The organism is Ruegeria sp. HKCCD7296, assembly GCF_013110775.1.
Classification (GTDB): domain Bacteria; phylum Pseudomonadota; class Alphaproteobacteria; order Rhodobacterales; family Rhodobacteraceae; genus Ruegeria.
The window spans coordinates 430,176-452,395 of record NZ_WVRF01000002.1; the positions used below are offsets into that span (position 1 = coordinate 430,176).

The window sequence follows — 22,220 nt, forward strand, 5'->3', positions numbered from 1 at the left end:
GCCATGCTGACCATCTGGGGCCGCAAAACGTCATCGAATGTTCAGGCCCTGATGTGGTGTATCGGTGAGTTGGGGTTGGATTACCGCCGCCACGATCTGGGACACAGGTTCGGAGGACTGGACACTGATGAATTCCATCAATTGAACCCAAACAGAACCATCCCTGTCATACGCGATGGCGACCGTCCGCCCCTCTGGGAAACCGGTGCAATTCTCCGCTACCTAGCCAATTCATATGGGACTCAAAGGTTTTGGCCCCGCGATCCGGGGCAACAATCCAAAGTCGACAAATGGGCAGAATGGGCCAAGATTAACGTCGCGATGGCATTCACCGTGCCCGTGTTTTGGCAGGTTACCCGAATCCCAAAGGCGGAACAGGACCAGCAGGCAATCGAACAAGCTGTGACCACTTTGGAAAACAAGCTGACACTTGCAGACGCCCAACTGTCCCAACACGCGTTCCTGTGCGGCACCGACCTGACCTTGGCCGACATTCAGCTGGGGCACGTCCTGTATCGCTATTACGATATCGACATACCCCGCGCAGCACTCCCAAACCTGCGCCGGTATTATGAGACACTGGCGGAAAGGTCTGCCTATCAGAACCACGTGATGATCAGTTATGAAGACCTGCGCGTGCCCCGATCACACACCAACCTCAGGCCCATAGCACACCATTTCCTCGCCAAGTTCTTCGGCCTCATATAACTCCGTCGCCTCCGGTTTGCCTTCAAACTGCGCAACCAGACCGCCGCCAGATTGCGTAAAAACCCAGCATTGAGGGTCGAGCCTGTCTTCGTAGACAAAGCAGATCTGCTCATCCCTTTGATACCAGACACCTTCCTTGCAATTGCCATCCAGAAATGACCAGATCACACGCCGGTTCGGCAGATACCGTTCAACCCCGTATACCTGCCCCTCGAACCCGTAGAACAGAGTTTTGCCCTGCGTGTAGCTATCGAATTCCGGTCCAGACAACGGGGTCTGGGCCGCAACGGATTGCGCAGCAAAGCCTGCGAGAATCATCCAGTATCTAAGCATAAGTACATTCTGCCAGAAGCGCTTAAGCTGTGCCATTCACCCTTTGCCTCTGGGTTCATCACAGTTCCCTTAACTCAACGTAAGCGCTTGATTTCAATATTCACCTCGGATGAAGTCGTTTGGAAACTGTCGGGGGACCCATGACCAACGTACTCTTTTGGATCGCTCTCGGCTGTGCCCTTGGCTATTTGCCGCTGACAGCGCGCCCGGCCTCAGCCTTGCGCACGGTATTGAAAACCGCTTCCGTGGCTGCCTTGACCATGATCGCCTTTTTGAATGGCGGACCCTGGTTGCTGGTTTTGGCGCTCATCTTATGCGCAACGGGCGACGCACTGTTATCGCGCGAAACGGATGCCACGTTTATGTCGGGCATTGCCGCCTTTGCCGGCGGACATCTGGCTTACATCACGCTGTTCATGACCTACCCGACCAGTAACGCTGGCCTAATCTGGAACGCGCCCGCAACGGTATGGTCTCTCGTCATTCTGGGCATCATCATGGCCACGACACTTGCACCCCGCGCCGGTGATCTGAAAGGGCCTGTTCTGGCCTATATCCCCATCATCCTTGGGATGGGTATCACTGTTCTGGCACTGCCGGACACCGGCGCTTTGCGGTGGGCTTTTCCCGCCGCCATCGCCTTCATCGCGTCCGATCTGGTCCTTGCGACTGAAAAGTTCCTGCTGCCACCAAGCCATCCGGCCCTCAAGGCAACGCCCTATTTGGTCTGGCCCCTTTATTGGGGCGCACAGCTTGGTTTTGTCCTTGCATTCGCGTGACCCTTTGCAACTGCCGCAAATCCGCATTAGGTGAAGGGAACACCTGCGGAGACACTACATGGCGTTTTTCTCAAAGCTAAAGGATAAGCTGTTCAAATCCTCCTCTCGCCTGGAAGAGGGGCTGGAAGCCATCGTCGAAGATGGCGGCGAGGAAACGACCGCGCCTGACCCGGTGATCCCCGAACCAAAGCCCGAACCGCAACCGGTCCCCGAGGTTCCGGAACCCGCGCCGGTGCCACAACCTGTTGAGCCGCCCGCCCCAATCCCTGCCGATCCCACGCCGGTCGCGCCTCCACCCGAGATACCGGAATCCAAAGGCATCCTGAACCGCCTGTTCAATCGCGGTGGCACCACAACGGAAATACGCCGCACACTCGATGACGACATGCTGGAGCAACTCGAAGAGCTGCTGATCGCCTCTGACATGGGTGTCGACACGGCCTTGCGCGTCACCTCGAACATGGCCGAGGGCCGCTTTGGCCGCAAACTTTCAACACGTGAAATCAAGCAATTGCTGGCACAAGAGGTGGCCCGCGTGATGGAGCCGGTAGCCAAGCCCCTGCCGATCTATCCCAAACGCCCGCAAGTGGTGCTGGTGGTCGGCGTCAACGGCTCGGGCAAGACCACGACCATCGGCAAACTGGCCAGCCAGTTCAAAGAAGCGGGCAAGAAAGTTGTCATCGCCGCCGGTGACACCTTCCGCGCCGCGGCCGTTGAACAACTGCAAGTCTGGGGCGATCGGGCCGGGGTTCCTGTGCTGACCGCGCCAGAAGGCTCGGACCCCGCCAGTCTGGCGTTCGATGCCCTGACCCGCGCACAGGCCGAAGGTGCCGATCTGCTGATGATCGACACAGCAGGCCGTTTGCAAAACCGTGCTGACCTGATGGAAGAGCTGGCCAAGATTGTCCGCGTCATCCGCAAGGTCGATGACACAGCGCCGCACAACACCCTGCTGGTCCTCGACGCCACAACAGGACAGAACGCCCTGAGCCAGGTGGAGACTTTCCGCAAGCTGGCTGACGTTTCGGGATTGGTCATGACCAAATTGGATGGCACCGCCAAAGGCGGCGTACTCGTCGCTTTGGCGGACAAATTCGGCCTGCCCATCCACGCCATTGGTGTGGGCGAACAGATCGACGATCTCGCCCCCTTCGACCCCGAAGAATTCGCCGCCGCCCTGACCGGTCTCGACAAAGGCTGATCCGCCCCTTCATCTGGCTAAAAATACCTTCGGGGGTCTGGAGGTGGAAAACCCCCAGCCTCACCGCCCAGCAAAAGGTTGGCATCTTTGAGTAACTGGCTGATCTCACTGGAAGGGACCGAAGCAGGCCACCAGCTTGCGCTTGGACTAGCCCTGATGGCGGCTTTCCTTCATGCCGTGTTTGGAGCCCTGCAAAAGGGGCGTCATGATCCGTGGCTTTCTCGTGGGGCCATTGATGCCAGTTACTGCCTAATGGCCGCGCCTTTTGCCTTCTTTGTGGTGCCTTGGCCCGAACCGCATATGTGGCCGATCTTCGCGCTCGTCTGGCTGATTCATATCGCCTACAAGACACTTCAGGCCATGGCGTATACCAAAGGCTCCTACACGGTTGTCTATCCGGTCGTGCGCGGAACCGGGCCATTGTTCACCGTCATCGGCGCATATCTGTTGTTCGGCGAGACGTTCACGACAGTGCAGTGGCTGGGCGTGGCAACCCTGCTTGCCGGCATATTCGGGTTGGCCGCATACAACTTCCGATTTCTGGAAACCAACCGCGACACGCTGGGTATCGCGCTGGTCTTGGCGATCATCACCGGCCTCTTTGTGGCGCTTTACACCACGTATGACGCCTACGGCATTCGCGCCACCGCCGACCCGTTCACCTTTCTGGCCTGGTTTTTCATGATTGATGGCGCAGCCATGCCCATCTATGCCTTTCTCAGATGGCGCGCCATGATTGACCGCCCAGCTGTCGGCCCCCTGATGTTGCGCGGGCTGGCCGGAGGCCTGATCGCTCCGTTGTCTTTCGGAGCAATCATGTTGGCCACCCGGTTGGATAAAGTGGGCGAGGCCGCGGTTCTCCGCGAGACCTCAACCGTCTTTGCGGCATTGATCGGCTGGCTTGTGTTAAAGGAGACCGTCGGCCCCCGGCGTATTGCCCTGATGGCATTGATTGCACTTGGTGCCGTAATAGTTGAAATGGGCGGGTAAACAGCAGGATATACAGATGACAGGCAAAAAAGACATCAACCCGTTTCTCAAACAGGTGCTCGAGCTTGGCCCCCCATTGGCCTTCTTCTTCATCTACCTGCGCCTGCGCGATGATAGTTTTCTGATTGGTGGCGTCGAGTATTCCGGCTTTATCGTTGCAGCGATCATCTTTGTCCCCCTGATGCTGGGCGCCATGGCAATCCTGTGGTACCTGACCGGCAAACTCAGCCGGATGCAAATATTCACCGCATTCATGGTGCTTTTCTTCGGTGGCCTCACCGCTTGGTTCAATGACGAGCGGTTCTTCAAGATGAAGACCACGCTGGTCTACGGCCTGTTTGCCCTGATCCTGGGCGTCGGCCTGTTGCAAAAGAAATCTTATCTCGCCTATGTTTTGGAAGAACTGCTTCCAATGAAGCAGGAAGGCTGGATGATTCTGACCCGCCGACTGTGTGGCTGTTTTGCTGTTTTGGCCGCCGCAAACGAACTTGTCTGGCGCACGATGTCTACCGACATGTGGGTCAAGATCGAGACCTTTGGCTTTCCCATTGCCCTAATGGCTTTTCTGATGCTGCAATTCAGCATGTTGCAGCACTATATGGAGGACCCGGAACAGAAATAGCTCCCGTCACATCAGCCAGGTCCGCCAAAACAAACAAAATTCTTGGATAATGAGCCGAGCTATGTGAAATTGAGTGACTACCCACTCACTCACCTCGCCCAAGATCGGTGCATACATGACGGCTTTCCCCAACAGCGGCTTCCTTTCCGAAGCCTCCGACGGGCTCAGAGAAATGCTTTCGGCTCAAGCGACCGAAATTTCCCTGGCCCAAGGCGACACACTTTTTGAACAAGGCGACGAGGGCGACGCGCTCTACGCAATATTGGACGGCACGCTTGAAGTGTCTTTTCTGGCCATGAGCGGGCGCAAGCTGACCCTGACTCTTATGCGCCCCGGTGAAGTTTTTGGCGAGATCGCCCTGTTCGACAATGGCCCGCGCACAGCAACCATTGCTGCGGCCGAAGCCTCGCGCGTTCTGCGTGTGCGCCGCAATGACGTCTTGAAACAGATCCGGCGACATCCTGATCTCGCAGAGGATTTAATCCGGCTGGCCGGATTGCGGATGCGGTACATGGGGTCTCAGTTGAACGAGCAGGTCTTTTTGCCCATGCCCATTCGACTGGCGCGAAGGCTGCTGCAACTGTCTGGTTTGCAGGACAACCCGTCCGAACGCATTACTCTGTCGCAAAGCGAACTGGCCGAGTTTGTCGGGGCGACGCGAGAAGCGGTGTCCAAAACAATCTCTGGATGGAAACGTGACAATGTCGTGGAAGCGTCCCGCGGCGGATTGCTGATTCAGGACTTTGCAGCATTACGTGAGTTAGCCGAATCCGACCTGATCTGAGTCGGTGTGATCTTGTTCACAGACCCACGTTCCAACATGACCTAGGGTGAAGTTGTTACCGTAGGAGGTCAGAGAATCATCCCCGATATCTGTCCACTGACCTCTCCCTGTATCTGAGCCATACGCAACTATTGCGTATGGCTCATTTTTTTGTTGCTGGTGCTCCTGCCCACAATACCGGGCGAACAACGAAAAAGGCCGGGATTTTATCCCGGCCTCTTGCTCTTATTCCTCCAGGCTCAGCGCCACAAACCGTGGATCCCCGCCCCTGCGCACCAATAGCAGCAAAGACTTTCTGCCAGCTTCGCGCGATTCTTCCATCCGCTGCTCCAGATCTCCGATGGTTTCCACTTTTTGCTGCCCTGCCTCGGTGATCAGATCACCAGCCCGCAACCCCTTGGCATAAGCCTCGGACGCCTGATCGACGTCAGAAATCACCAGGCCTTCGGCATCCGCATCCAGGCCCAGATCTTCGCGCAACGTATCCGTCAATGGTGAGATGGTAAGACCCAGAATATCCGCATTCTCATCAACCGGGGCCTCCTCAGCTTCCGGTTCGCCGGTTTCGGAACGTTCTGCGTCTTCACGACGACCCAACGTAACCAGCACAGTCTGGGTACCGCCATCACGGTGCACGATCACGCGCACGGCCTTTCCGACTTCGGTTTCGCCCACCTGACGAACCAGACCGCGTGTATCCTCGACCTCGACACCATCAAAACTGGTGATCACGTCGCCGGCCTTCAGCCCCGCCTCTTTCGCCGGGCCTTCCGGTACATCGCTGATCAAGGCGCCTCCGGGCTTCTCAAGCCCCATGGCTTCGGCCATGTCCGGTGTTACGTCCTGAATACGCACACCCAACCACCCACGGCGCGTTTCGCCAAACTCACGCAACTGATCGACAACTTTGACAACAACGTTCGAGGCCATCGAAAAACCGATTCCGATTGAGCCACCGTTTGGTGACAGGATCGCAGTGTTCACGCCTATCACTTCACCATCCATGTTGAAAAGCGGACCGCCCGAGTTGCCTCTGTTGATTGCGGCATCAGTTTGAATGTAGTCGTCATAAGACCCGCTGAGTTCCCGGTTACGGGCCGATACGATACCAGCCGAGACGGAAAAGCCCTGCCCCAACGGGTTGCCCATGGCGATCACCCAATCACCCACACGCGCGACATCGCTGTCCCCGAAGGTTACATATTTCAACGGGCCGGACGCCTCGACCTTGAGCAAAGCGATATCGGTTTTCTCATCAGTTCCGATGACTTTGGCTACCAGCTCTTTCCTGGGCTGACCGTCACCCGGGAAGAATTCCACAAGGATTTCATCGGCCTCGGCAATGACATGGTTGTTGGTAACAATAAACCCGTCTTCCGAGATCACGAAACCCGAACCCAGGGCATTGCTGCGGCGCGGAGCGTCGTTGTCGTCGTCGCCGTTTCTATCCTGAAACTCGCGAAAGAAATCCTCGAACGGGGAACCTTCGGGCACGATACCTTGAGGCCCTGTTTGGTTTTCGATCAGTGTGCTCGTGGTAATATTCACCACCGCAGGGCTGATCTTTTCGGCCAACGGTGCAAGGCTTTCGCCCCTTGCCTGTGCGGCAACAGTTTGCGCCAGCAAAAGCAGCGAACCGGCAAAGGCCAGCCACATCAGCCGCATCCAAACACTCACTTCGTCCCACCGGACGGATACACTGCGCGCTTTCGCCTGCACTTGAGCTCTCCTTGTTGACATTCTTGCCAGAACCGCCAGTACACGGTCTGTCTTGTCAACCAATGTAGTCAGTTTGGTCGGGCTAGCAACTCGGGATCGCGGGGAAATCACCGCCAAGTGAAGCTCTGGCCTCAAAAACCCAGTTGATGCGCGCCCCAAAGCAGGATCAACCCGCTGATGACGCATAGCAGCCCCATCAAACGGCGCGCCTGTTCAGGTATTGACCGGAACGCTTCGAGCATACGCTCGATAAGCGAAGGGGCCAGCGCATAGGCCAGCCCCTCGACAATCAGCACCAGCCCGAAAGCCAGAAGGATCATACCCATTACTGGTTCGCCTGCCCTGTGGGCGATTTCAAGTAGTTGAAGAACTCGGAGTCCGGGCTCAGCACCATCGAGCTGTTGCTGCCACCCAGCGCACGCTCATAGGCGGACAGCGAGCGGTAGAACTCGAAGAATTCCGGGTCTTTGCCAAAGGCTTCGGCAAAGATCGCGTTACGCTCAGCGTCCGCCTCACCGCGAATGATTTCGGCTTCACGATTAGCGTCCGAGACCAGTTCAACCACGGTCCGGTCGGCTTGGGCGCGAACACGTTGCGCCGCTTCGTTACCGCGGGCGCGTTCGTCGGTTGCTTCACGTTCCCGTTCCGCCTTCATCCGGTCGAAGGTTGCCTCAAGGTTGGCTTGCGGCAGATCAGTCGCCTTCAGGCGCACGTCGATCACGTTGACGCCCAGCGCTCGCGCCTCGGCGATGGCGCTGTTACGGATGCGCAGCATAAGCGCCGCACGGTCCGAACTGAGGATGTCGCGCGAGGATACCGAACCCAGAACTTCGCGGGTTTCAGCACGCAAAATGCGGTCCAGACGATCTTCGGCAACCGGAATGCCACCAACACCAACGGCTTGACGGAACTGCTCCAGATCTGAAATCCGGTAGCGGGCAAAAGCGTCAACCACCAAACGCCGATCATCCAGAGGTGTTACTTCAAGCGGCTGCACATCGATAGAAAGGATGCGGTCGTCGTAACGCACCACTTCCTGGATCAACGGGATTTTGAACGCCAGACCAGGCTCTTCCTTGACCGTGACAACCCGGCCAAATTGCAGAACCAGTGCCCGCTCGCGTTCATCCACGATGAAAATCGAAGATAAAACGCCAACAATCGCGAGAAAGACGACCGGCAGGATAAATGTCGTTTTACGCATCAGTTGCTCTCCTGTCCGGAATTGCGGCGAAGCTCATTGAGCGGCAGATAGGGTACAACCCCCTGCCCCTGACCAGTAGAGTTCTCATCCAGAATGATTTTGTCCACGTCACCCAGAACCTGCTCCATCCGTTCCAGATACAGGCGCTTGCGGGTCACATCTGGCGCTTTAGAGTATTCTTCCAGAACCGCGCTGAAACGGCTGGCCTCACCCTGTGCGCTGTTGATCTGCTGGGCACGATACGCTTCGGCCTCTTCCAGAACCTGAGCAGCCTCACCACGGGCTTCGGCGAGCACACGGTTCGCGTAGGCGTCCGCAACATTCTGCAAGCGGTCACGTTCCTGAGCAGCGGCCTGAACATCACGGAAGGCAGCAATCACGTCTTGCGGCGGGTCAGCCTTGTCAAAGTTCACACGAACGATGTTCACGCCCGAGTCGTAGCTGTCCATCGTTGCCTGAATCAGTTCCTGCAGGCGGTCGGCAATAATACCACGATCCCGGTTCAGAATCGGCGCCAGTTCGCTCTGCGCGATAATCTCACGCATCGCAGATTCCGACACAGCGCGGATGGTTTGGCGTGGATCGCGCAGATTGAACAGGAATTTGGCAGGATCATTGATGTTCCAGACCACTTGATAATCGATATCGACGACGTTTTCGTCACCGGTCAACATCAGGCCGTCATCACTGCCACGGGCACCGCCCATGTCTTCGTTCTGTTCGCGTGTCACCGGGATGACCTCGGCGGTGACAAACGGCCAGGGCGCGAAGTTCAGGCCCGGATTGCCGACGGCCGAGAATTCACCCAGGAACAACTCAACTGACTGTTCTTCCGGTTTAACGGTGTAGAAACTCGCCAGACCCCAAAGACCTGCAGCGACCAGAACGCCAATTGCAATCGTGCCCTTGGTAAAGGCCGGACCACCGCCGCGTTGACCGCCACTGCCACCTTTGCCCGAACCGCCGCGACCGCCCATCAGAACGCGCAGTTGCTCTTGGCCCTTCTTCATCAGCTCATCGATCTCGGGAATCTGCGGGCCATCGCCTTCGGGCGGGCGACGCCCGTCCCCGTTATTTCCCCGATTTCCTCCGCCACCGGAAGAGCCTCCGCCCCCCCAGGGGCCACCGCTGTTGCCCGCCATATGTACATGTTCCCTTGTGTTTGACCGTGTGATCACGGCGTCCTTTGTAACTTGTGTGCGCGCGGTTGCAAATCAAGCCGTGCGCACAGGTTGCCGCATTGTCACCAGTTCTTCGGCCATCACCGGATGCACGGCGACAGTACGGTCAAAATCTTCTTTGGTCGCCCCCATCTTTACGGCGATTCCGGCAAGCTGGATCATCTCACCAGCACCGGGGGCGACAATATGGCAGCCAAGAACCTTGCGTGTGGCCTGACTGACCAGAATCTTCATCAGAACCCGCTGCGTTCCGCCCGCGAACGATTTCTGCATCGGCTTAAACGACGTGGCATAGACTTCGATCGGTTCTTGCGCCGCGGCCTCTTCTTCGCTCAGACCAACAGTTCCGAATTCCGGCTGCGTAAAGATCGCTGTCGGGATCAGTTCGTGATCCACAGGTGTCGGGTTACCTTTGAAGACGGTCTCTACAAAAGCCATTCCCTCGCGGATCGCAACCGGTGTCAGATTCACCCGATCCGTGACGTCACCAATAGCGTAAATCGAAGGCACTGCGGTCTGGCTGTATTCATTTACGACAATCTCACCCTTGCGACCGCGTTCAACGCCCAGGTCTTCCAGCCCAAGGTTATCGGCATTTGGCGTACGGCCCGTGGCGTACATAACGACGTCAAAACGATCCTCGGTGCCATCGGTTGCCTTGACGCGGATCTGGTCCCCGTCTTTGGTCATTTCCAGCACGTTGGTTCCCAGTCGCACGTCTATTCCGTTCTGGCGCATCTCTTCACAGATCAGACCGCGCGCTTCTTCATCAAAGCCGCGCAGGATTTGCGCGCCGCGATAAAACTGTGTTGTCTTGACGCCCAGCCCATTCATGATCCCGGCAAACTCGCTGGCGATATAGCCACCGCCGACGATCAGGATGCTTTCAGGCAACTTGTCCAGTTGGAAAATCTCGTTCGAGGTGATCGCCAGGTCTGATCCCGGGAAATCAGGCACGACCGGACGGCCACCGGTGGCGATCAGAATATGCTTAGCGGTTTTTTGGGTACCATCAGTCAATTCGACTGTGTGCGCATCCACAAGACGAGCGCGCTGATCAAAGCTTTCCACTCCGTTGTTTTTCAGGATGTTACGATAGATACCTTCCAGCCGATCCAGTTCCGTCACCAACTTGCCGTGGAAGGTATTCCAGTTGAATGCACCGGGTTGAATGTCCCAGCCATAAGCTTGTGCATCACCCACCATGCCCGAGTATTCGCTGGCAAAGACCATCAGCTTCTTGGGCACACAGCCCCGGATCACGCAGGTGCCGCCATAGCGGTCTTCTTCGGCGAGCGCGACTTTGGCACCGGTTTCACCCGCCGCCACACGCGCAGCACGGACCCCCCCCGAGCCTCCGCCGATGACAAAAAGATCATAGTCAAAGCTCATGCCGGTTTCCTTCGTTCAACTTGCAAAATCCTCTGGATATCTGGGCGCAAAAACCCTGGCGCCAACCCCTGGGCACAGAAAATTCAAACATTCACGGGCGCTTGTCGGAGATAAGAGCATCAAACTTAGTCCGAAACATCGGAAAACAGGTTATCGCGGGATCCGCTCAACAACTGGTCCAGTTGGATGGTACCTGCATTGATGTCCCGCAGTTCGACCCTGCCATCTCCGTGGCCCAGAACGACCTTGTCGCAGATATCGACGAACAGACCATTTTCCACCACACCCGGCACCTGATTCAGGATCAGCGCCATCTGGCGCGGATTGCCGATGCGTTGCAGGTGCAGATCCAGAATGTGGTTTCCTTCATCGGTTACAAAAGGGGCCTGACCGTTCATGCGCAGCGCAGAGGTGGTCCCCAGAACATCCATTGTGTCCAGCGCTTCTTCGATCAGCGTCCGCGTGGTTTGCCAGCCAAAGGGAACCACCTCGACCGGCAGCGGGAAAGCGCCCAGTGTTTCAACTTCTTTTCCGGCGTCTGCGATGACGACCATCTGATCGCTGGCCGTGGCGACAATCTTTTCCTGAAGATGTGCACCACCGCCGCCTTTGATCAAGTTCAGGTCCGCGTCAAACTCATCTGCGCCGTCAATGGTCAAGTCCAACCATCCGGCCTGATCCAGGGAAATGACCTCGATTCCAACCTCACGTGCAAGCTGGGCCGTTCGGGTCGACGTGGGCACGCCCTTGATCTGCAAGCCTTCGCCTCGTACGCGCTCACCCAAGCGGCGTACCAACCAAGCGGCTGTAGATCCCGTTCCCAGGCCCACACGCATTCCGTCTTCGACCATCTCGGCCGCACGGCACGCGGCCACGTATTTTGCAGTGTCGATGGGCGATAGATCTCCGGTCATGGCAGCTTTCCAAAGTTGGCCTGCCGAAGTTATAGGGAAAGCCTCGGGTGACTGCGACCCCAATTTGTGACCCAGCGAACTCAGAGATACCAAAGTACTACGCGTTTCCTATCGGAAACGTCGCAATCATGTCTTACAAGACCATCTTTGAGCTATAAGTTGCCGCCATGTCGAAGCCCTACCGCCTGCACTATACCCCTGATAACGCCTCGCTGGTAATCCGCCTGGTGCTAGAAGAGATAGGTGCGCCTTTTGACACGGTCCTGGTGGATCGGCGCCAGAATGCGCAGGACAGTACAGCCTTTCGGGCACTCAATCCCAACGGTCAAATCCCAGTGTTGGAAACGCTGCAAGGGCCAATCTTTGAAACAGCGGCCATCCTGCTTTGGCTATCCGAACAACATGGCCAGCTGGCCCCTGCAAAAGATGACCCGGAACGCGCAGGCTTTCTGAAGTGGTTGTTCTTTGCGTCCAACACGCTTCACGCCGATCTGCGTATCGTGTTTTATGCCGAGAAATACATCGACCCACGGCAGGCCGACAAATTGCGGGCCGCTACACATCCTCGCCTGAGACGTCACCTTCAATTGCTGGACGCAATGGCCAAAAGCGCGCCGGGTTGGTTCTGTGCAGATCACCCTTCCGTTCTGACCTACTATGTCGCGTGCATGATGCGCTGGATGGCGCTTTACCCTGCTATGACAGACCGAAGCTGGTATCAACTGACAGACACGCCTTGCCTGCAAACGCTGTTAATGAAGCTTGAAACACGCCCGGCGACCCGCTCGGCCATTTTGGCCGAAGGTCTTGGGGCCAACCCGTTCACCTCCCCTGTTCACCCAACCCCTCCAGAAGGCTCAGCTATCTGATATGTTTCTCTCTGTCTTCGATATGTTCAAAGTGGGCATCGGCCCGTCCTCCTCCCACACTATGGGACCCATGGTGGCTGCTGCGCGCTTCCTTGATATGATGCGTGCCTCGCCGTTTGAATTTTCCGGTCTTAAAGGGTCGCTGCACGGCTCGTTGGCCTTTACCGGTGTCGGCCACGCGACCGACCGGGCGACAATCCTGGGTTTGGCCGGTTTTGTACCGGACACCTATGACAACAACAAAGCCGAGGCTGCTTTGGCAGATATTGCCAGCACGCATACGGTCACCCCTGAAGGGTTGCCAACCCTACAGTTTGACCCCAAAGCCGATCTGGTTTTCGACTATGACAACACCCTGCCCGGGCACGCCAATGGCATGATTCTGATGGCAACGGACGCACAGGGTGACGTGATCCTGCGACAGGTGTTCTATTCCATCGGCGGCGGATTTGTCCTGACCGAAGAAGAACTGGCCGAGGGCAAAGCAACCGACGAAGGCGCTCCGGTGCCGTTCCCTTTCAAATCCGCGGCCGAGATGCTGGAGATGGCAAAATCCAGCGGCAAGAGTATTGCTGACATGAAGCGTGAAAATGAAATCGCGCGGGGTTGCGCCGACAGCTTTGCCAGAGGCTCCGCCCGTCTTTGGGAGGTCATGAACGCCTGCATCGAACGGGGATTAGCCACAGACGGTATCCTTCCGGGTGGGTTGAAAGTACGTCGTCGCGCCAAGGGCATTTATGATGCTCTAATGGCTGAACGTGGTATGAACCTGACCGCCCCACACACAATCAACGACTGGATGAGCGTCTACGCGATGGCGGTCAACGAAGAGAACGCTGCCGGTGGGCAGGTTGTAACGGCCCCTACCAACGGCGCGGCCGGCGTTCTACCTGCGGTGCTGCGCTATTATCTGGATCACGTGCCTGGCGCTTCGGAAAGCCATATCGAAGATTTCCTGCTGACCGCTGCTGCGATAGGCGGGCTGGTCAAATTCAATGCCTCGATCTCAGGCGCTGAAGCAGGATGTCAGGCCGAGGTCGGCAGCGCGTCTGCCATGGCCGCTGCTGGGCTCTGTGCCGTGATGGGCGGAACACCTGAACAGGTAGAGAACGCCGCCGAGATTGCTCTGGAACATCACCTGGGCATGACATGCGATCCCGTTGCGGGTCTGGTTCAGGTGCCTTGTATCGAACGCAACGGATTGGGAGCCATCAAGGCAGTGTCCGCCGCGTCATTATCCCTGCGTGGGGATGGCGAACATTTCGTGCCATTGGATTCGGTAATCGAGACCATGCGCCAGACGGGTCATGACATGCACGAGAAGTATAAGGAAACCTCGCTTGGTGGATTGGCGGTGAACGTGCCAAACTGCTGATCGCAAAATAATGTGGGGGTCGTAATGCGTGGACATTGCCTGTGCGGCGCAATCAAATACGAAGTCGACTCTTCGCCATTGTCTTGCGTGACATGTCACTGCGACAGTTGCCGTCGCCAATGCGCCGCCCCGATGACCACCTACTTCGCCGTCCGCGACGGCCAATGGCGCTGGACCGGGGAAGAACCCAAGCGCTTTAACTCCTCACCCGGAGTTGAGCGCAGCTTTTGCCCGCATTGCGGTACACCGATCTCGTTCCGTTCGGCCAAGATGTCGGATGTGCTGCATCTGTACGTGGCGACATTAGAGGTGCCTGATGACCTGCAGCCCACGCTGCATGTTTCCCACGAAGAAAAGCTGAGCTGGCTGCACCTTGATGACGGTTTACCCACGGGCATTGGGCCAGATTACACAAAGGTTCAGCCCTTGCCGAAAGACTAACATCCAGCCTTTCCACTGTACCGTGAAACGGCTAGCGTCGCGGACATGACTCAGGATCGTCCCGTTTTTGGCATTGTCTTAATGCTTGGCTTTTGCCTGCTTGCCCCATTGGGCGACTCGATGGCCAAACTGTTGGGCGAGACCACCCCACTGGGGTTGCTGGTAACGGTCCGCTTTGCAGTTCAGGCCCTGATCCTGATCCCTCTGGTTGCACTGACCGGCAGACCTTGGCGGATGCGTGGCCGCATCCTGCGACTGACGATAATCCGCACGTTTCTGCACATCATTGGCATCACCGCAATGTTCAGCGCGTTGCAGTTCCTGCCTCTGGCGGATGCCATCGCAATCGCCTTTGTTATGCCGTTTATCATGTTGTTGTTGGGCAAGTTTGTTCTGGGTGAAGAGGTTGGCGCACGCCGTCTGATCGCCTGCATCGTAGGTTTCATCGGCACGCTTCTAGTCATCCAACCCAGCTTTGCCGAGGTTGGCGCGCCTGCACTGCTGCCCCTTATCGTCGCTGTTGTGTTTGCTCTGTTTATGCTGGTCACACGGCAAATCGCCAAAGAGACAGACCCTGTGTCGTTACAGGCGGTATCAGGTGTTCTTGCGACTCTGGTACTGGCCCCGGTTCTGGTGATCGGAACGCATCTGGATGTGTGGGAGATTTCTGTGACCCTGCCTGCCCCGGACATGTACTGGCTGTTGATTGCGATCGGGGTCTTGGGAACCGTTGCACACCTGCTGATGACCTGGTCGTTGCGTTATGCGCCCTCAGCCACGCTGGCACCGATGCAGTACCTGGAAATCCCTGTTGCAACCCTAATCGGCTGGGTCATCTTCAGCGACCTGCCTGACGGGCTTGCCGCGCTTGGCATTACGATAACAATCGCTGCCGGGCTCTATGTCATTCTTCGCGAGCGGGCCACTGCCCGGTCTGCTCCGACAGAAACACCTGCATAAGTGGATCCAACGCAGAACGCGGGATCATGATCAATAGTCCCGGCGCGTCCATATGCAACTCGACCTCTGCCAGCGCGCGGTTCGATGTGCCCACTTGACCTGCTGGATCGAATTTCAACCCGTCGATTGGCCATTCCAACCCGGTGCTGCGCCCTGTAACCGGGCGCAAAGGAAACAGCGAAACCACGTCGCCGGGATCAACTGGCAGACGGATGTGTGGCGGTGCGTGAAAAACCACTTCATGTTCGCCCAACAGAATACACGCCTGATCTTGTCGCCTGACCAGGGTATTCAATACGGTCAATTGATGATCCAGCCGCCCCCCCAGAAACCCCGCACCCAAAATCAGCGGACATTGCGTGCTGCGCAACGCTTTATCGAAGTCCGTACTATCCTGCTCGCGGATCGGGAATAGACGCTCGGTCGGTATTTTTGCCTGTGTCGACGCGCTCAGCGAATCGAAATCGCCGATAACGGCATCCGGGATATGACCTGATTCTGTCAAAACCTTTGCACCACCATCAGCGGCCACAACCGATTTGACGCGATTCAGCACCAGATTCAGGTCCTCGGCACCGACAAATCCCCCTCCGAACAGACCAATTGGATCAATCGAGCGTACAATGATCTCGTTTTTATTAAGATTGGCCATTTTTCCCGGATTTGGACACATTAAGACCACAAAATGATAGGTTCATGCAGAAAGTTCCGAGCCAGTGTGTGCTCCCGATTCCGGGTAAGCTGGCTCTCGTAGTTTGTAAAGGACGTGCGTCTGATGGTACAGAATAACAAGGTATTGACCGTTTCTTATGGAACCTTCTCCTGCACTTTGGAAGGATTTGACGATTCCTTTGAGACGATGAAAGCCATCGCCGAGTATTTTCGCGATCTTGCAGCAGATGACCGCTATTTCGGCTCTGAACCCCCTCAACCTGATGCCGAGATGCTGACACGCATTGCCAGACGCGATGCGTCCCAACGGGTGGAAGCCAGCCAGAACGAATCCGGACTTCTTTTGCGCGCCACACAGACACCTGAGACCCCCCGTCAGGAGCTAGCCCCGCAAGCCGGCGCGATGACCATGGCACACACCCCCACTCACGAGCCACCCAATCCGGCCCCAGCCGGACTTGCCGATGCGGAACCAGTCGGAGAACCCCCTGCTCCAGCGGCTGACAGCATCTCGGCCAAGCTGCAGCGCATTCGCGCAGTTGTCTCTCATTCGGATGTTCCTCCTTCAGCATATTCCGAAGACGAAGACACATCTCTGCTGGCAAGTTCCACCCCCCCTGTGGACGCAGTAGCCGCAGCTTTTGAAGCTGGTGCATTGAAAGCAGAAGATTTTGCCGAACCTGCGGCGCCAATGCCTGAGGAGCCGCAGCAGCCTGTTATCGATGAGGCTGACGCAGAAGAGACAGATGACCTTTCAGCCGAAGCGCCAACAACGTCTGACGAGACGGAAGAAGCTGAAGCAGCAGAAGTCCCAACTGTTGAATCAGAAGAGCAAACTGCGGAAACCGAAGAAATGCATGTGCCCATGACCCCCGAGCACGTGCAAGCCGATGACCTTGAAGACGCTCCCGAAGCGGCGAAACTTCCTGCCGAACCCCTCTTTGCGGAGCTGGAAGAAGATATCGAGGAAGAACTCGAAGAAGAGGACGTTCCAAACATCCTTAACGTCGAGGATGTGACGGTCGAAACTGCCCAGGATGATCAGGACACTCAGACGCATGGGTTGCTGACCGCAGAAGATGAAGAGAACCTGCTGAGCGAGATTTCCGAGATCGAATCTGAGTTTTCTGAACGCTCGAGCCAAAAACTGACTGATGATGTTGATCCCGAACAGGATGTCCTTCGCTTAATGGCCAAAACCGGCGAGCACATGGAAGATCCTTCAAGCAGCGACGCGCGTGAAACTTATTCGCACCTGCGCACAGCGGTTGCCGCGACAGAAGCAGAGCTTGACGACGAAGCCGCTACACATTCGAAGGACGCCGAGTATCGCGGCGATCTGGAATCCGTTGTCAGCCCCCGCCGCCCCCAAGTGAAGGTTACAAGCGCGCGCCCTGAAGCAGACGCTCCGGCCCCGCTGAAACTGGTTGCCGAACAGCGCGTGGACGATCAAAGCGAACCAACTGGTCCTGTCATGCCTCGTCGCGTCACTTCGGATCTAGAAGATACCGGATCGGAAGAAAGCGGCTTTGCGCAGTTTGCACAGGATCAAGGCGCACAATCACTGCCCGATCTGTTGGAAGCAGCAGCAGCTTATCTTTCCTTCATCGAAGGCCAGGAACAGTTCTCGCGCCCGCAACTGATGAACAAAGTCCGCTCTTTGAAGCAGGACGAGTTCAATCGCGAAGAAAGCCTGCGGTCGTTTGGCCAACTGCTGCGCGATGGGAAAATCGAAAAGGCTGGTGGTGGCCGGTTCGCGGCCTCCAATCTGATCGGTTTCCGCCCAGATGACGAGCGCGCAGTCGGCTAACTGCAACAACATCAAAAGACAAAGGGTCGGGTAATTCCCGGCCCTTTTTTGTTGCAGTCTTGGCAAAGCGCGGCGGAAAAAACTCCTGTTAGTGGAAATGCTTAAAAATTTATGCTGCGTCGCAGAATTCTGGTGTAATCTCACGGCAGAAATCTCGTCATGACACCCGTTTCAGACAGAGGTATTGCTATGCAAGACATCATGATTCGACGACTTCGAAAATACGACCAGGCCTTGATAGAAAGCCATTTCAACAGCTTGGATGATGAGGCACTATATTCGCGCTTTGGCACACATGTTCCGTCGCAGGGGCTGCAAAACTATCTCTCCGGCATTCTTGCAGATGCAGCATTCATATTCGGAGCCTTCCCAGATTCGTGCCTTCGAGGCGTGGGCGAATTGCGTTTGATACCTGATCATAGGCACCACGTCGCCGAGGCCGCATTTACCGTCGAGAAAGCCTGGCAAGATCAGGGGATTGGCGATGCCTTGTTGTCACGTCTGATTACAATCGCTCAGAACCGAGGGATCAGGGAAGTTCACATGCTTTGCCTTGCGACCAACCAAAAAATGAGACGCCTGGCCGCGAAACACGACGCAGAGCTAACTCTTGTACCAGGTCAGGTCGAGGCGACGCTGACGACCCCTTGGCCTACACCGTTCAGCATGGCCAAGGAATTTACAAGTGAGTACCGCGCGTTTGCACGCGCAGTGCTCAGCTGGCCAAACCAAGCGCCGACATCTCAAGTGGCTCAGGACTGATCGGGGTCTTCTTTCCCGACACCGCGAAAGATGAACTTGAACGGCAAAGCCCAAAGAACGCCCAGGACGACGTAGACCAAAAGCTCCACCCAAATCGGGGGGCGATCCAGCCAGTTCACAACTGTCACCACAGCCACAATGTAGAGTGGCAGACCAATTACAAGGATTACCAACGACCACCGGCGGCGCGCCTTATAACTCAGGCCTGGTTTGTTTTCTTCGGCCATCAGTCTGCAAACGGGTCGGTCACCAGAATGGTGTCGTCCCGCTCCGGGCTGGTGGACAAAAGCGCTACGGGGCATTCTATCAGCTCTTCGACCCGTCGTACGTACTTGATCGCATTGGCGGGCAGATCAGCCCAACTGCGCGCGCCTTCCGTCGACTCGCTCCAGCCCGGCATTTCTTCGTAAATCGGGGTGCAGCGCGCCTGCTGGTCAGCCGCAGTTGGGAGGTAATCCAAACGTTCGCCGTCCAGATCATACCCGGTACAGATTTTCAGTGTTTCAAACCCGTCCAGAACATCCAACTTGGTCAACGAGATGCCGTTTACTCCGCTGGTCGCGCAAGTTTGTTTTACCAAGCAAGCGTCAAACCAGCCACAGCGGCGTTTGCGGCCTGTCGTCGTTCCGAACTCATGGCCGCGCTCACCAAGGCGCTGACCATCCGCATCTTCCAGCTCGGTCGGGAACGGTCCTTCGCCGACCCGTGTGGTGTATGCTTTTACAATACCCAACACGAAATCAATCGAACCCGGCCCAATCCCAACGCCCGTAGCGGCCTGACCCGCGATCACGTTGGACGAGGTCACGAAAGGATAAGTGCCGAAATCGATGTCCAGAAGGGCACCTTGCGCCCCTTCGAATAAGATGCGCTTGCCAGCTTTACGCTTTTCATTCAGCACTTTCCAAACCGGAGCCGCAAAAGGCAAAATCTCCTGCGCGATCTCTTTCAACTGAGTGATCAGTGCATCACGATCAACCGGCTCGATCCCCAGACCTTTGCGCAACGGGTCATGATGCTGCAAGGCACGATCCACGCGGGCTTCAAGGGTTGCTTCGTCCGCCAGATCGGCGACGCGTACGGAACGACGCCCGACCTTGTCTTCGTAGGCGGGCCCAATTCCGCGCCCAGTGGTCCCTATCTTTGTGCCCTTGCTGGCCGCTTCTTCACGCGCACGGTCCAACTCTCCGTGGATCGGCAGAATCAACGGAGTGTTCTCAGCAATCATCAGTGTCTCAGGAGTAATCTCCACACCCTGTGCGCGGATGGTCGCGATTTCCTTGACCAGATGCCAGGGGTCCAACACGACACCATTGCCGATCACGCTCAGCTTGCCGCCGCGCACAACGCCCGAGGGCAGCGCGTGCAGCTTGTAGACTTCGCCATCGATCACCAGCGTATGGCCGGCATTATGCCCGCCCTGAAAACGCGCGATCACGTCCGCCCGTTCGCTGAGCCAGTCGACAATCTTGCCTTTTCCTTCGTCGCCCCATTGAGCGCCGACAACAACCACGTTGGCCATATCCGGTCCTTTTCGTGCTGAGTAATCAAACCCGGCTCGTATAGCGGGGCTCAGACGGCAGGGAAACCGATATTTCGCCGCAGATGATAATCGCGCGGGCGCGCGATGCCTCCGGCGGAGGTATTTTCGGCCAGATGAAGAACGGATCCCCTGCTTCATCTGCTCAAAATACCTCGGGGGAGTCGCCCGGAACGGGCGGCGGGGGCAGAGCCCCCAATTTTTGTCAGCGTAGATGCACAGGTTGCCCATGCGGCGTTGTCAAGTACGCGTCCTCCCAAGCCCGGTGCAGCGCTTTTACATCCTGTGGTGGCGCGGCGCCCTGATCGGCAAGCAAATCCTCAAGGGTTTCCAACCACGCCTGGAAATAATCGTCGCCACCATCCAGGTCCCGGGCTATTCCATTTCGCTTTAATGTGTCCGCGAAACGGGCCGCCCAGTCGGACCACGCGAAACGGCCCGCCTCGTTCAGCGCGACTGTGACGGCAAAGACTTGCGCGTGCCAGGGTTGGTCAAAAACGGGCTCTGGGGCCGTATGGGTGACACAGTTGTTCATGTGGGCTCCAAATAGCTTTGCCAGAGATCCAGCACCACTTCGTCGTCGGGATGCTCCGGACTGACCCAAAGTTCGGATGCCGGGAACGCCACCGCATAGATCGGTTCAGGCGCTTCGCCTAATCCATGCGCATTGGAATCGGGCAGAACATGTGTGCCGTGCAGGCGAAGGATGCGCCCCTTGGCGCCGGACGCATAGATCGGCAACCGTGTGTGGCCACCGTCCACAAGGCGATTTGCTGCGGGCCGAGTCGTGACAACCTCTTGTCCAATTGAATAGCGCACAGCGACATTGGAGGGTCTGTCTGCGGGACCACCTTTGGCCAATGCTGCGGACACGGCCTCTGCTTTCAGCATCTTTTCTGCCAGCGGGTGCGGTTCGTCGTTCCCGCCACCCCGCAGATCTTCATGGGTCAACACTCCGTTCTCTACCAATAGATCGGCCAGGCCCGAGATCCACTTCTCATAATACGAAAACCGCGTGTAATCCTTGGGTGAGAGGCGTTCGCGCGCATGGCGGGACACATCGATGTTCCATTGCCCCAGAAACCCAGAGGCAAGCGTCACCGCCAAGGCTCGCGCGTGCCAGTCCTCGGCAAAGACAGGTGCATCCTCTGCTTCGGGATTTATCGGCCCATCCCCGAAACGGCCACCCATGTCGTGCACGCGGGTCATGAGGCCACCCTGGGAAAGCCGGAACCGATCATGCTGTCACGTGTCACCAGCGAGGCAAGTTCGTCTTCACTCATCCCATCTGTGCCTTCGGGGCGCATGGGCAGGACGAGGTAGCGAATCTCAGCGGTCGAATCCCAGACCCGCACTGATGTACCTTTGGGCAAGGTGACGTCGAATTCGGCCAGCACCTTGCGCGGTTCGCGCACGGCGCGGGCGCGGTAGGCATCCGACTTGTACCAGCCGGGCGGGATACCCAATAACGGCCATGGGTAACAGCTGCACAAGGTACAGACGACCATGTTGTGTTGGGCTGGCGTGTTCTCGACAACAACCATGTGTTCGCCCTGTCGACCGTAATAGCCAAGATCCGCCACAACAGGTGTGGCATCTTCCAGCAGGGCCGCCTTGAAAGCCGGGTCGCTCCACGCTTTGGCAACAACCCGCGCGCCGTTCTGCGGGCCGATCTTGTTTTGATAGGTGTCGATAATCTCATCCAGAGCCGCCGGATCAATCAGCCCTTTACGGGTCAGAATCGTTTCAAGCGCTTTGACGCGCAGTGCGGGTTCCGGCGGTAACAGGGCGTGCGGGTGGTCGTGATCGTCATGTGGCATGGGCCGCAGCCTGCGTCACTCATCAGCGTTCTGTCCAGTCCCTTTGCCGTGATATGGTATATCACACGTCGTGATGCCAACTCCTGACTTGCCCCCGCGGACAAACTTGCATAAGTACCACGCGATACACGCCACGCTGTACAG

At 57.1% G+C, this 22,220-nt stretch carries 25 protein-coding genes; 12 read left to right on the top strand and 13 right to left on the bottom strand.

Annotation, left to right across the window (positions count from 1 at the left end):
- Positions 1 to 3: 3 nt before the first annotated feature.
- The gene (locus GS632_RS04760; RefSeq protein ID WP_171721349.1) at positions 4 to 708 is read left to right on the top strand and encodes a glutathione S-transferase family protein; all 705 of its coding nucleotides are present in this window, start codon (positions 4 to 6) and stop codon (positions 706 to 708) included.
- On the opposite strand, the gene GS632_RS04765 is transcribed toward GS632_RS04760, so the two are convergent.
- A complete protein-coding gene (locus tag GS632_RS04765; RefSeq protein ID WP_171721417.1) occupies positions 646 to 1,041 on the bottom strand; it encodes a hypothetical protein in 396 nt (131 codons plus the stop codon). The genes GS632_RS04760 and GS632_RS04765 overlap by 63 nt on opposite strands.
- 140 nt (positions 1,042 to 1,181) lie before the next feature.
- Between GS632_RS04765 and GS632_RS04770 the strand changes: the two genes are divergently transcribed.
- The 5 genes from GS632_RS04770 (at position 1,182) to GS632_RS04790 (ending at position 5,417) form a co-directional block, all read left to right on the top strand.
- A complete protein-coding gene (locus tag GS632_RS04770) occupies positions 1,182 to 1,820 on the top strand; it encodes a lysoplasmalogenase (protein WP_171234022.1) in 639 nt (212 codons plus the stop codon).
- A gap of 58 nt (positions 1,821 to 1,878) precedes the next feature.
- The gene (gene ftsY / locus GS632_RS04775; RefSeq protein ID WP_171174758.1) at positions 1,879 to 3,021 is read left to right on the top strand and encodes a signal recognition particle-docking protein FtsY; all 1,143 of its coding nucleotides are present in this window, start codon (positions 1,879 to 1,881) and stop codon (positions 3,019 to 3,021) included.
- Positions 3,022 to 3,108: 87 nt separating this feature from the next.
- Positions 3,109 to 4,011: an EamA family transporter gene (locus GS632_RS04780; RefSeq protein WP_171234021.1), complete on the top strand. Its 903-nt coding sequence runs from the start codon at positions 3,109 to 3,111 to the stop codon at positions 4,009 to 4,011.
- A 16-nt stretch (positions 4,012 to 4,027) separates the two neighbouring features.
- Entirely contained in the window at positions 4,028 to 4,633 is a 606-nt protein-coding gene (locus tag GS632_RS04785; protein WP_171721348.1) for an inner membrane-spanning protein YciB, read from the top strand.
- Between the two features lie 115 nt (positions 4,634 to 4,748).
- The gene (locus GS632_RS04790) at positions 4,749 to 5,417 is read left to right on the top strand and encodes a Crp/Fnr family transcriptional regulator (protein WP_171176201.1); all 669 of its coding nucleotides are present in this window, start codon (positions 4,749 to 4,751) and stop codon (positions 5,415 to 5,417) included.
- Between the two features lie 225 nt (positions 5,418 to 5,642).
- Here GS632_RS04790 and GS632_RS04795 read toward each other — a convergent pair whose 3' ends face one another.
- The 6 genes from GS632_RS04795 to rpiA form a co-directional block, all read right to left on the bottom strand.
- A complete protein-coding gene (locus tag GS632_RS04795) occupies positions 5,643 to 7,157 on the bottom strand; it encodes a Do family serine endopeptidase (RefSeq protein WP_171237368.1) in 1,515 nt (504 codons plus the stop codon).
- A gap of 110 nt (positions 7,158 to 7,267) precedes the next feature.
- Positions 7,268 to 7,462 (bottom strand): DUF2065 domain-containing protein, encoded by a 195-nt coding sequence (locus GS632_RS04800; RefSeq protein ID WP_171174766.1) that lies wholly within the window; start codon positions 7,460 to 7,462, stop codon positions 7,268 to 7,270.
- Positions 7,462 to 8,340: a protease modulator HflC gene (gene hflC, locus GS632_RS04805; RefSeq protein ID WP_171721347.1), complete on the bottom strand. Its 879-nt coding sequence runs from the start codon at positions 8,338 to 8,340 to the stop codon at positions 7,462 to 7,464. Before hflC ends, GS632_RS04800 begins: the two co-directional genes overlap by 1 nt.
- Positions 8,340 to 9,482, bottom strand: a complete 1,143-nt coding sequence (gene hflK, locus GS632_RS04810) for an FtsH protease activity modulator HflK (protein WP_171721346.1) — start codon at positions 9,480 to 9,482, stop codon at positions 8,340 to 8,342. Before hflK ends, hflC begins: the two co-directional genes overlap by 1 nt.
- Positions 9,483 to 9,554: 72 nt before the next feature.
- Positions 9,555 to 10,913, bottom strand: coding sequence for a glutathione-disulfide reductase (gene gor / locus GS632_RS04815; protein WP_171721345.1), 1,359 nt, complete (start codon positions 10,911 to 10,913; stop codon positions 9,555 to 9,557).
- Positions 10,914 to 11,038: 125 nt separating this feature from the next.
- On the bottom strand, positions 11,039 to 11,827 hold the full coding sequence (gene rpiA, locus GS632_RS04820) for a ribose-5-phosphate isomerase RpiA (RefSeq protein ID WP_171174774.1): 789 nt from the start codon (positions 11,825 to 11,827) through the stop codon (positions 11,039 to 11,041).
- A gap of 167 nt (positions 11,828 to 11,994) precedes the next feature.
- On the opposite strand from rpiA, the gene GS632_RS04825 reads away from it, so the two are divergent.
- The 4 genes from GS632_RS04825 to GS632_RS04840 are packed head-to-tail and all read left to right on the top strand — an operon-like array spanning position 11,995 to position 15,472.
- Complete coding sequence (locus tag GS632_RS04825; RefSeq protein ID WP_171174776.1) at positions 11,995 to 12,696, top strand: glutathione S-transferase family protein; 702 nt, start codon at positions 11,995 to 11,997, stop codon at positions 12,694 to 12,696.
- 1 nt (position 12,697) lies between these two features.
- Positions 12,698 to 14,071, top strand: coding sequence for an L-serine ammonia-lyase (locus tag GS632_RS04830; RefSeq protein WP_171174778.1), 1,374 nt, complete (start codon positions 12,698 to 12,700; stop codon positions 14,069 to 14,071).
- 24 nt (positions 14,072 to 14,095) lie between these two features.
- The gene (locus GS632_RS04835) at positions 14,096 to 14,512 is read left to right on the top strand and encodes a GFA family protein (RefSeq protein ID WP_171721344.1); all 417 of its coding nucleotides are present in this window, start codon (positions 14,096 to 14,098) and stop codon (positions 14,510 to 14,512) included.
- Positions 14,513 to 14,557: 45 nt separating this feature from the next.
- Positions 14,558 to 15,472: a DMT family transporter gene (locus GS632_RS04840; protein WP_171174782.1), complete on the top strand. Its 915-nt coding sequence runs from the start codon at positions 14,558 to 14,560 to the stop codon at positions 15,470 to 15,472.
- On the opposite strand, the gene GS632_RS04845 is transcribed toward GS632_RS04840, so the two are convergent.
- Positions 15,417 to 16,124, bottom strand: a complete 708-nt coding sequence (locus GS632_RS04845; protein WP_171237365.1) for a thiamine diphosphokinase — start codon at positions 16,122 to 16,124, stop codon at positions 15,417 to 15,419. The two genes, GS632_RS04840 and GS632_RS04845, sit on opposite strands and share 56 nt — an antisense overlap.
- Before the next feature lie 123 nt (positions 16,125 to 16,247).
- Here GS632_RS04845 and GS632_RS04850 point away from each other — a divergent pair, with 123 nt between their 5' ends.
- Positions 16,248 to 17,954 (top strand): hypothetical protein, encoded by a 1,707-nt coding sequence (locus tag GS632_RS04850; RefSeq protein WP_171721343.1) that lies wholly within the window; start codon positions 16,248 to 16,250, stop codon positions 17,952 to 17,954.
- 189 nt (positions 17,955 to 18,143) lie between these two features.
- Complete coding sequence (locus GS632_RS04855; RefSeq protein WP_171237363.1) at positions 18,144 to 18,716, top strand: GNAT family N-acetyltransferase; 573 nt, start codon at positions 18,144 to 18,146, stop codon at positions 18,714 to 18,716.
- Here GS632_RS04855 and GS632_RS04860 read toward each other — a convergent pair.
- From GS632_RS04860 to nthA, 5 genes are all read right to left on the bottom strand, one after another.
- Positions 18,707 to 18,943, bottom strand: a complete 237-nt coding sequence (locus GS632_RS04860) for a DUF2842 domain-containing protein (protein WP_171174790.1) — start codon at positions 18,941 to 18,943, stop codon at positions 18,707 to 18,709. The two genes, GS632_RS04855 and GS632_RS04860, sit on opposite strands and share 10 nt — an antisense overlap.
- Positions 18,943 to 20,238: an adenylosuccinate synthase gene (locus GS632_RS04865; protein ID WP_171174792.1), complete on the bottom strand. Its 1,296-nt coding sequence runs from the start codon at positions 20,236 to 20,238 to the stop codon at positions 18,943 to 18,945. Before GS632_RS04865 ends, GS632_RS04860 begins: the two co-directional genes overlap by 1 nt.
- 223 nt (positions 20,239 to 20,461) lie before the next feature.
- On the bottom strand, positions 20,462 to 20,791 hold the full coding sequence (locus tag GS632_RS04870) for a nitrile hydratase accessory protein (protein ID WP_171174794.1): 330 nt from the start codon (positions 20,789 to 20,791) through the stop codon (positions 20,462 to 20,464).
- Positions 20,788 to 21,465: a nitrile hydratase subunit beta gene (nthB, locus tag GS632_RS04875; RefSeq protein WP_171237361.1), complete on the bottom strand. Its 678-nt coding sequence runs from the start codon at positions 21,463 to 21,465 to the stop codon at positions 20,788 to 20,790. Before nthB ends, GS632_RS04870 begins: the two co-directional genes overlap by 4 nt.
- Complete coding sequence (nthA, locus tag GS632_RS04880) at positions 21,462 to 22,076, bottom strand: nitrile hydratase subunit alpha (RefSeq protein WP_171721342.1); 615 nt, start codon at positions 22,074 to 22,076, stop codon at positions 21,462 to 21,464. Before nthA ends, nthB begins: the two co-directional genes overlap by 4 nt.
- Positions 22,077 to 22,220: the final 144 nt, after the last annotated feature.

Excerpts from the sequence above, each read along its gene's own strand:
- rpiA (WP_171174774.1), bottom strand. The coding sequence starts at position 11,827 with ATGACCGGAGATCTATCGCCCATCGACACTGCAAAATACGTGGCCGCG.
- GS632_RS04760 (WP_171721349.1), top strand. The coding sequence starts at position 4 with ATGCTGACCATCTGGGGCCGCAAAACGTCATCGAATGTTCAGGCCCTG.
- GS632_RS04860 (WP_171174790.1), bottom strand. The coding sequence starts at position 18,943 with ATGGCCGAAGAAAACAAACCAGGCCTGAGTTATAAGGCGCGCCGCCGG.
- nthB (WP_171237361.1), bottom strand. The coding sequence starts at position 21,465 with ATGACCCGCGTGCACGACATGGGTGGCCGTTTCGGGGATGGGCCGATA.
- GS632_RS04865 (WP_171174792.1), bottom strand. The coding sequence starts at position 20,238 with ATGGCCAACGTGGTTGTTGTCGGCGCTCAATGGGGCGACGAAGGAAAA.
- GS632_RS04770 (WP_171234022.1), top strand. The coding sequence starts at position 1,182 with ATGACCAACGTACTCTTTTGGATCGCTCTCGGCTGTGCCCTTGGCTAT.
- GS632_RS04850 (WP_171721343.1), top strand. The coding sequence starts at position 16,248 with ATGGTACAGAATAACAAGGTATTGACCGTTTCTTATGGAACCTTCTCC.
- ftsY (WP_171174758.1), top strand. The coding sequence starts at position 1,879 with ATGGCGTTTTTCTCAAAGCTAAAGGATAAGCTGTTCAAATCCTCCTCT.
- GS632_RS04830 (WP_171174778.1), top strand. The coding sequence starts at position 12,698 with ATGTTTCTCTCTGTCTTCGATATGTTCAAAGTGGGCATCGGCCCGTCC.
- GS632_RS04845 (WP_171237365.1), bottom strand. The coding sequence starts at position 16,124 with ATGGCCAATCTTAATAAAAACGAGATCATTGTACGCTCGATTGATCCA.
- gor (WP_171721345.1), bottom strand. The coding sequence starts at position 10,913 with ATGAGCTTTGACTATGATCTTTTTGTCATCGGCGGAGGCTCGGGGGGG.
- GS632_RS04825 (WP_171174776.1), top strand. The coding sequence starts at position 11,995 with ATGTCGAAGCCCTACCGCCTGCACTATACCCCTGATAACGCCTCGCTG.
- hflK (WP_171721346.1), bottom strand. The coding sequence starts at position 9,482 with ATGGCGGGCAACAGCGGTGGCCCCTGGGGGGGCGGAGGCTCTTCCGGT.
- GS632_RS04835 (WP_171721344.1), top strand. The coding sequence starts at position 14,096 with ATGCGTGGACATTGCCTGTGCGGCGCAATCAAATACGAAGTCGACTCT.
- GS632_RS04800 (WP_171174766.1), bottom strand. The coding sequence starts at position 7,462 with ATGGGTATGATCCTTCTGGCTTTCGGGCTGGTGCTGATTGTCGAGGGG.
- GS632_RS04785 (WP_171721348.1), top strand. The coding sequence starts at position 4,028 with ATGACAGGCAAAAAAGACATCAACCCGTTTCTCAAACAGGTGCTCGAG.
- hflC (WP_171721347.1), bottom strand. The coding sequence starts at position 8,340 with ATGCGTAAAACGACATTTATCCTGCCGGTCGTCTTTCTCGCGATTGTT.
- GS632_RS04870 (WP_171174794.1), bottom strand. The coding sequence starts at position 20,791 with ATGAACAACTGTGTCACCCATACGGCCCCAGAGCCCGTTTTTGACCAA.
- GS632_RS04795 (WP_171237368.1), bottom strand. The coding sequence starts at position 7,157 with ATGTCAACAAGGAGAGCTCAAGTGCAGGCGAAAGCGCGCAGTGTATCC.
- nthA (WP_171721342.1), bottom strand. The coding sequence starts at position 22,076 with ATGCCACATGACGATCACGACCACCCGCACGCCCTGTTACCGCCGGAA.
- GS632_RS04840 (WP_171174782.1), top strand. The coding sequence starts at position 14,558 with ATGACTCAGGATCGTCCCGTTTTTGGCATTGTCTTAATGCTTGGCTTT.
- GS632_RS04855 (WP_171237363.1), top strand. The coding sequence starts at position 18,144 with ATGCAAGACATCATGATTCGACGACTTCGAAAATACGACCAGGCCTTG.
- GS632_RS04765 (WP_171721417.1), bottom strand. The coding sequence starts at position 1,041 with ATGCTTAGATACTGGATGATTCTCGCAGGCTTTGCTGCGCAATCCGTT.
- GS632_RS04790 (WP_171176201.1), top strand. The coding sequence starts at position 4,749 with ATGACGGCTTTCCCCAACAGCGGCTTCCTTTCCGAAGCCTCCGACGGG.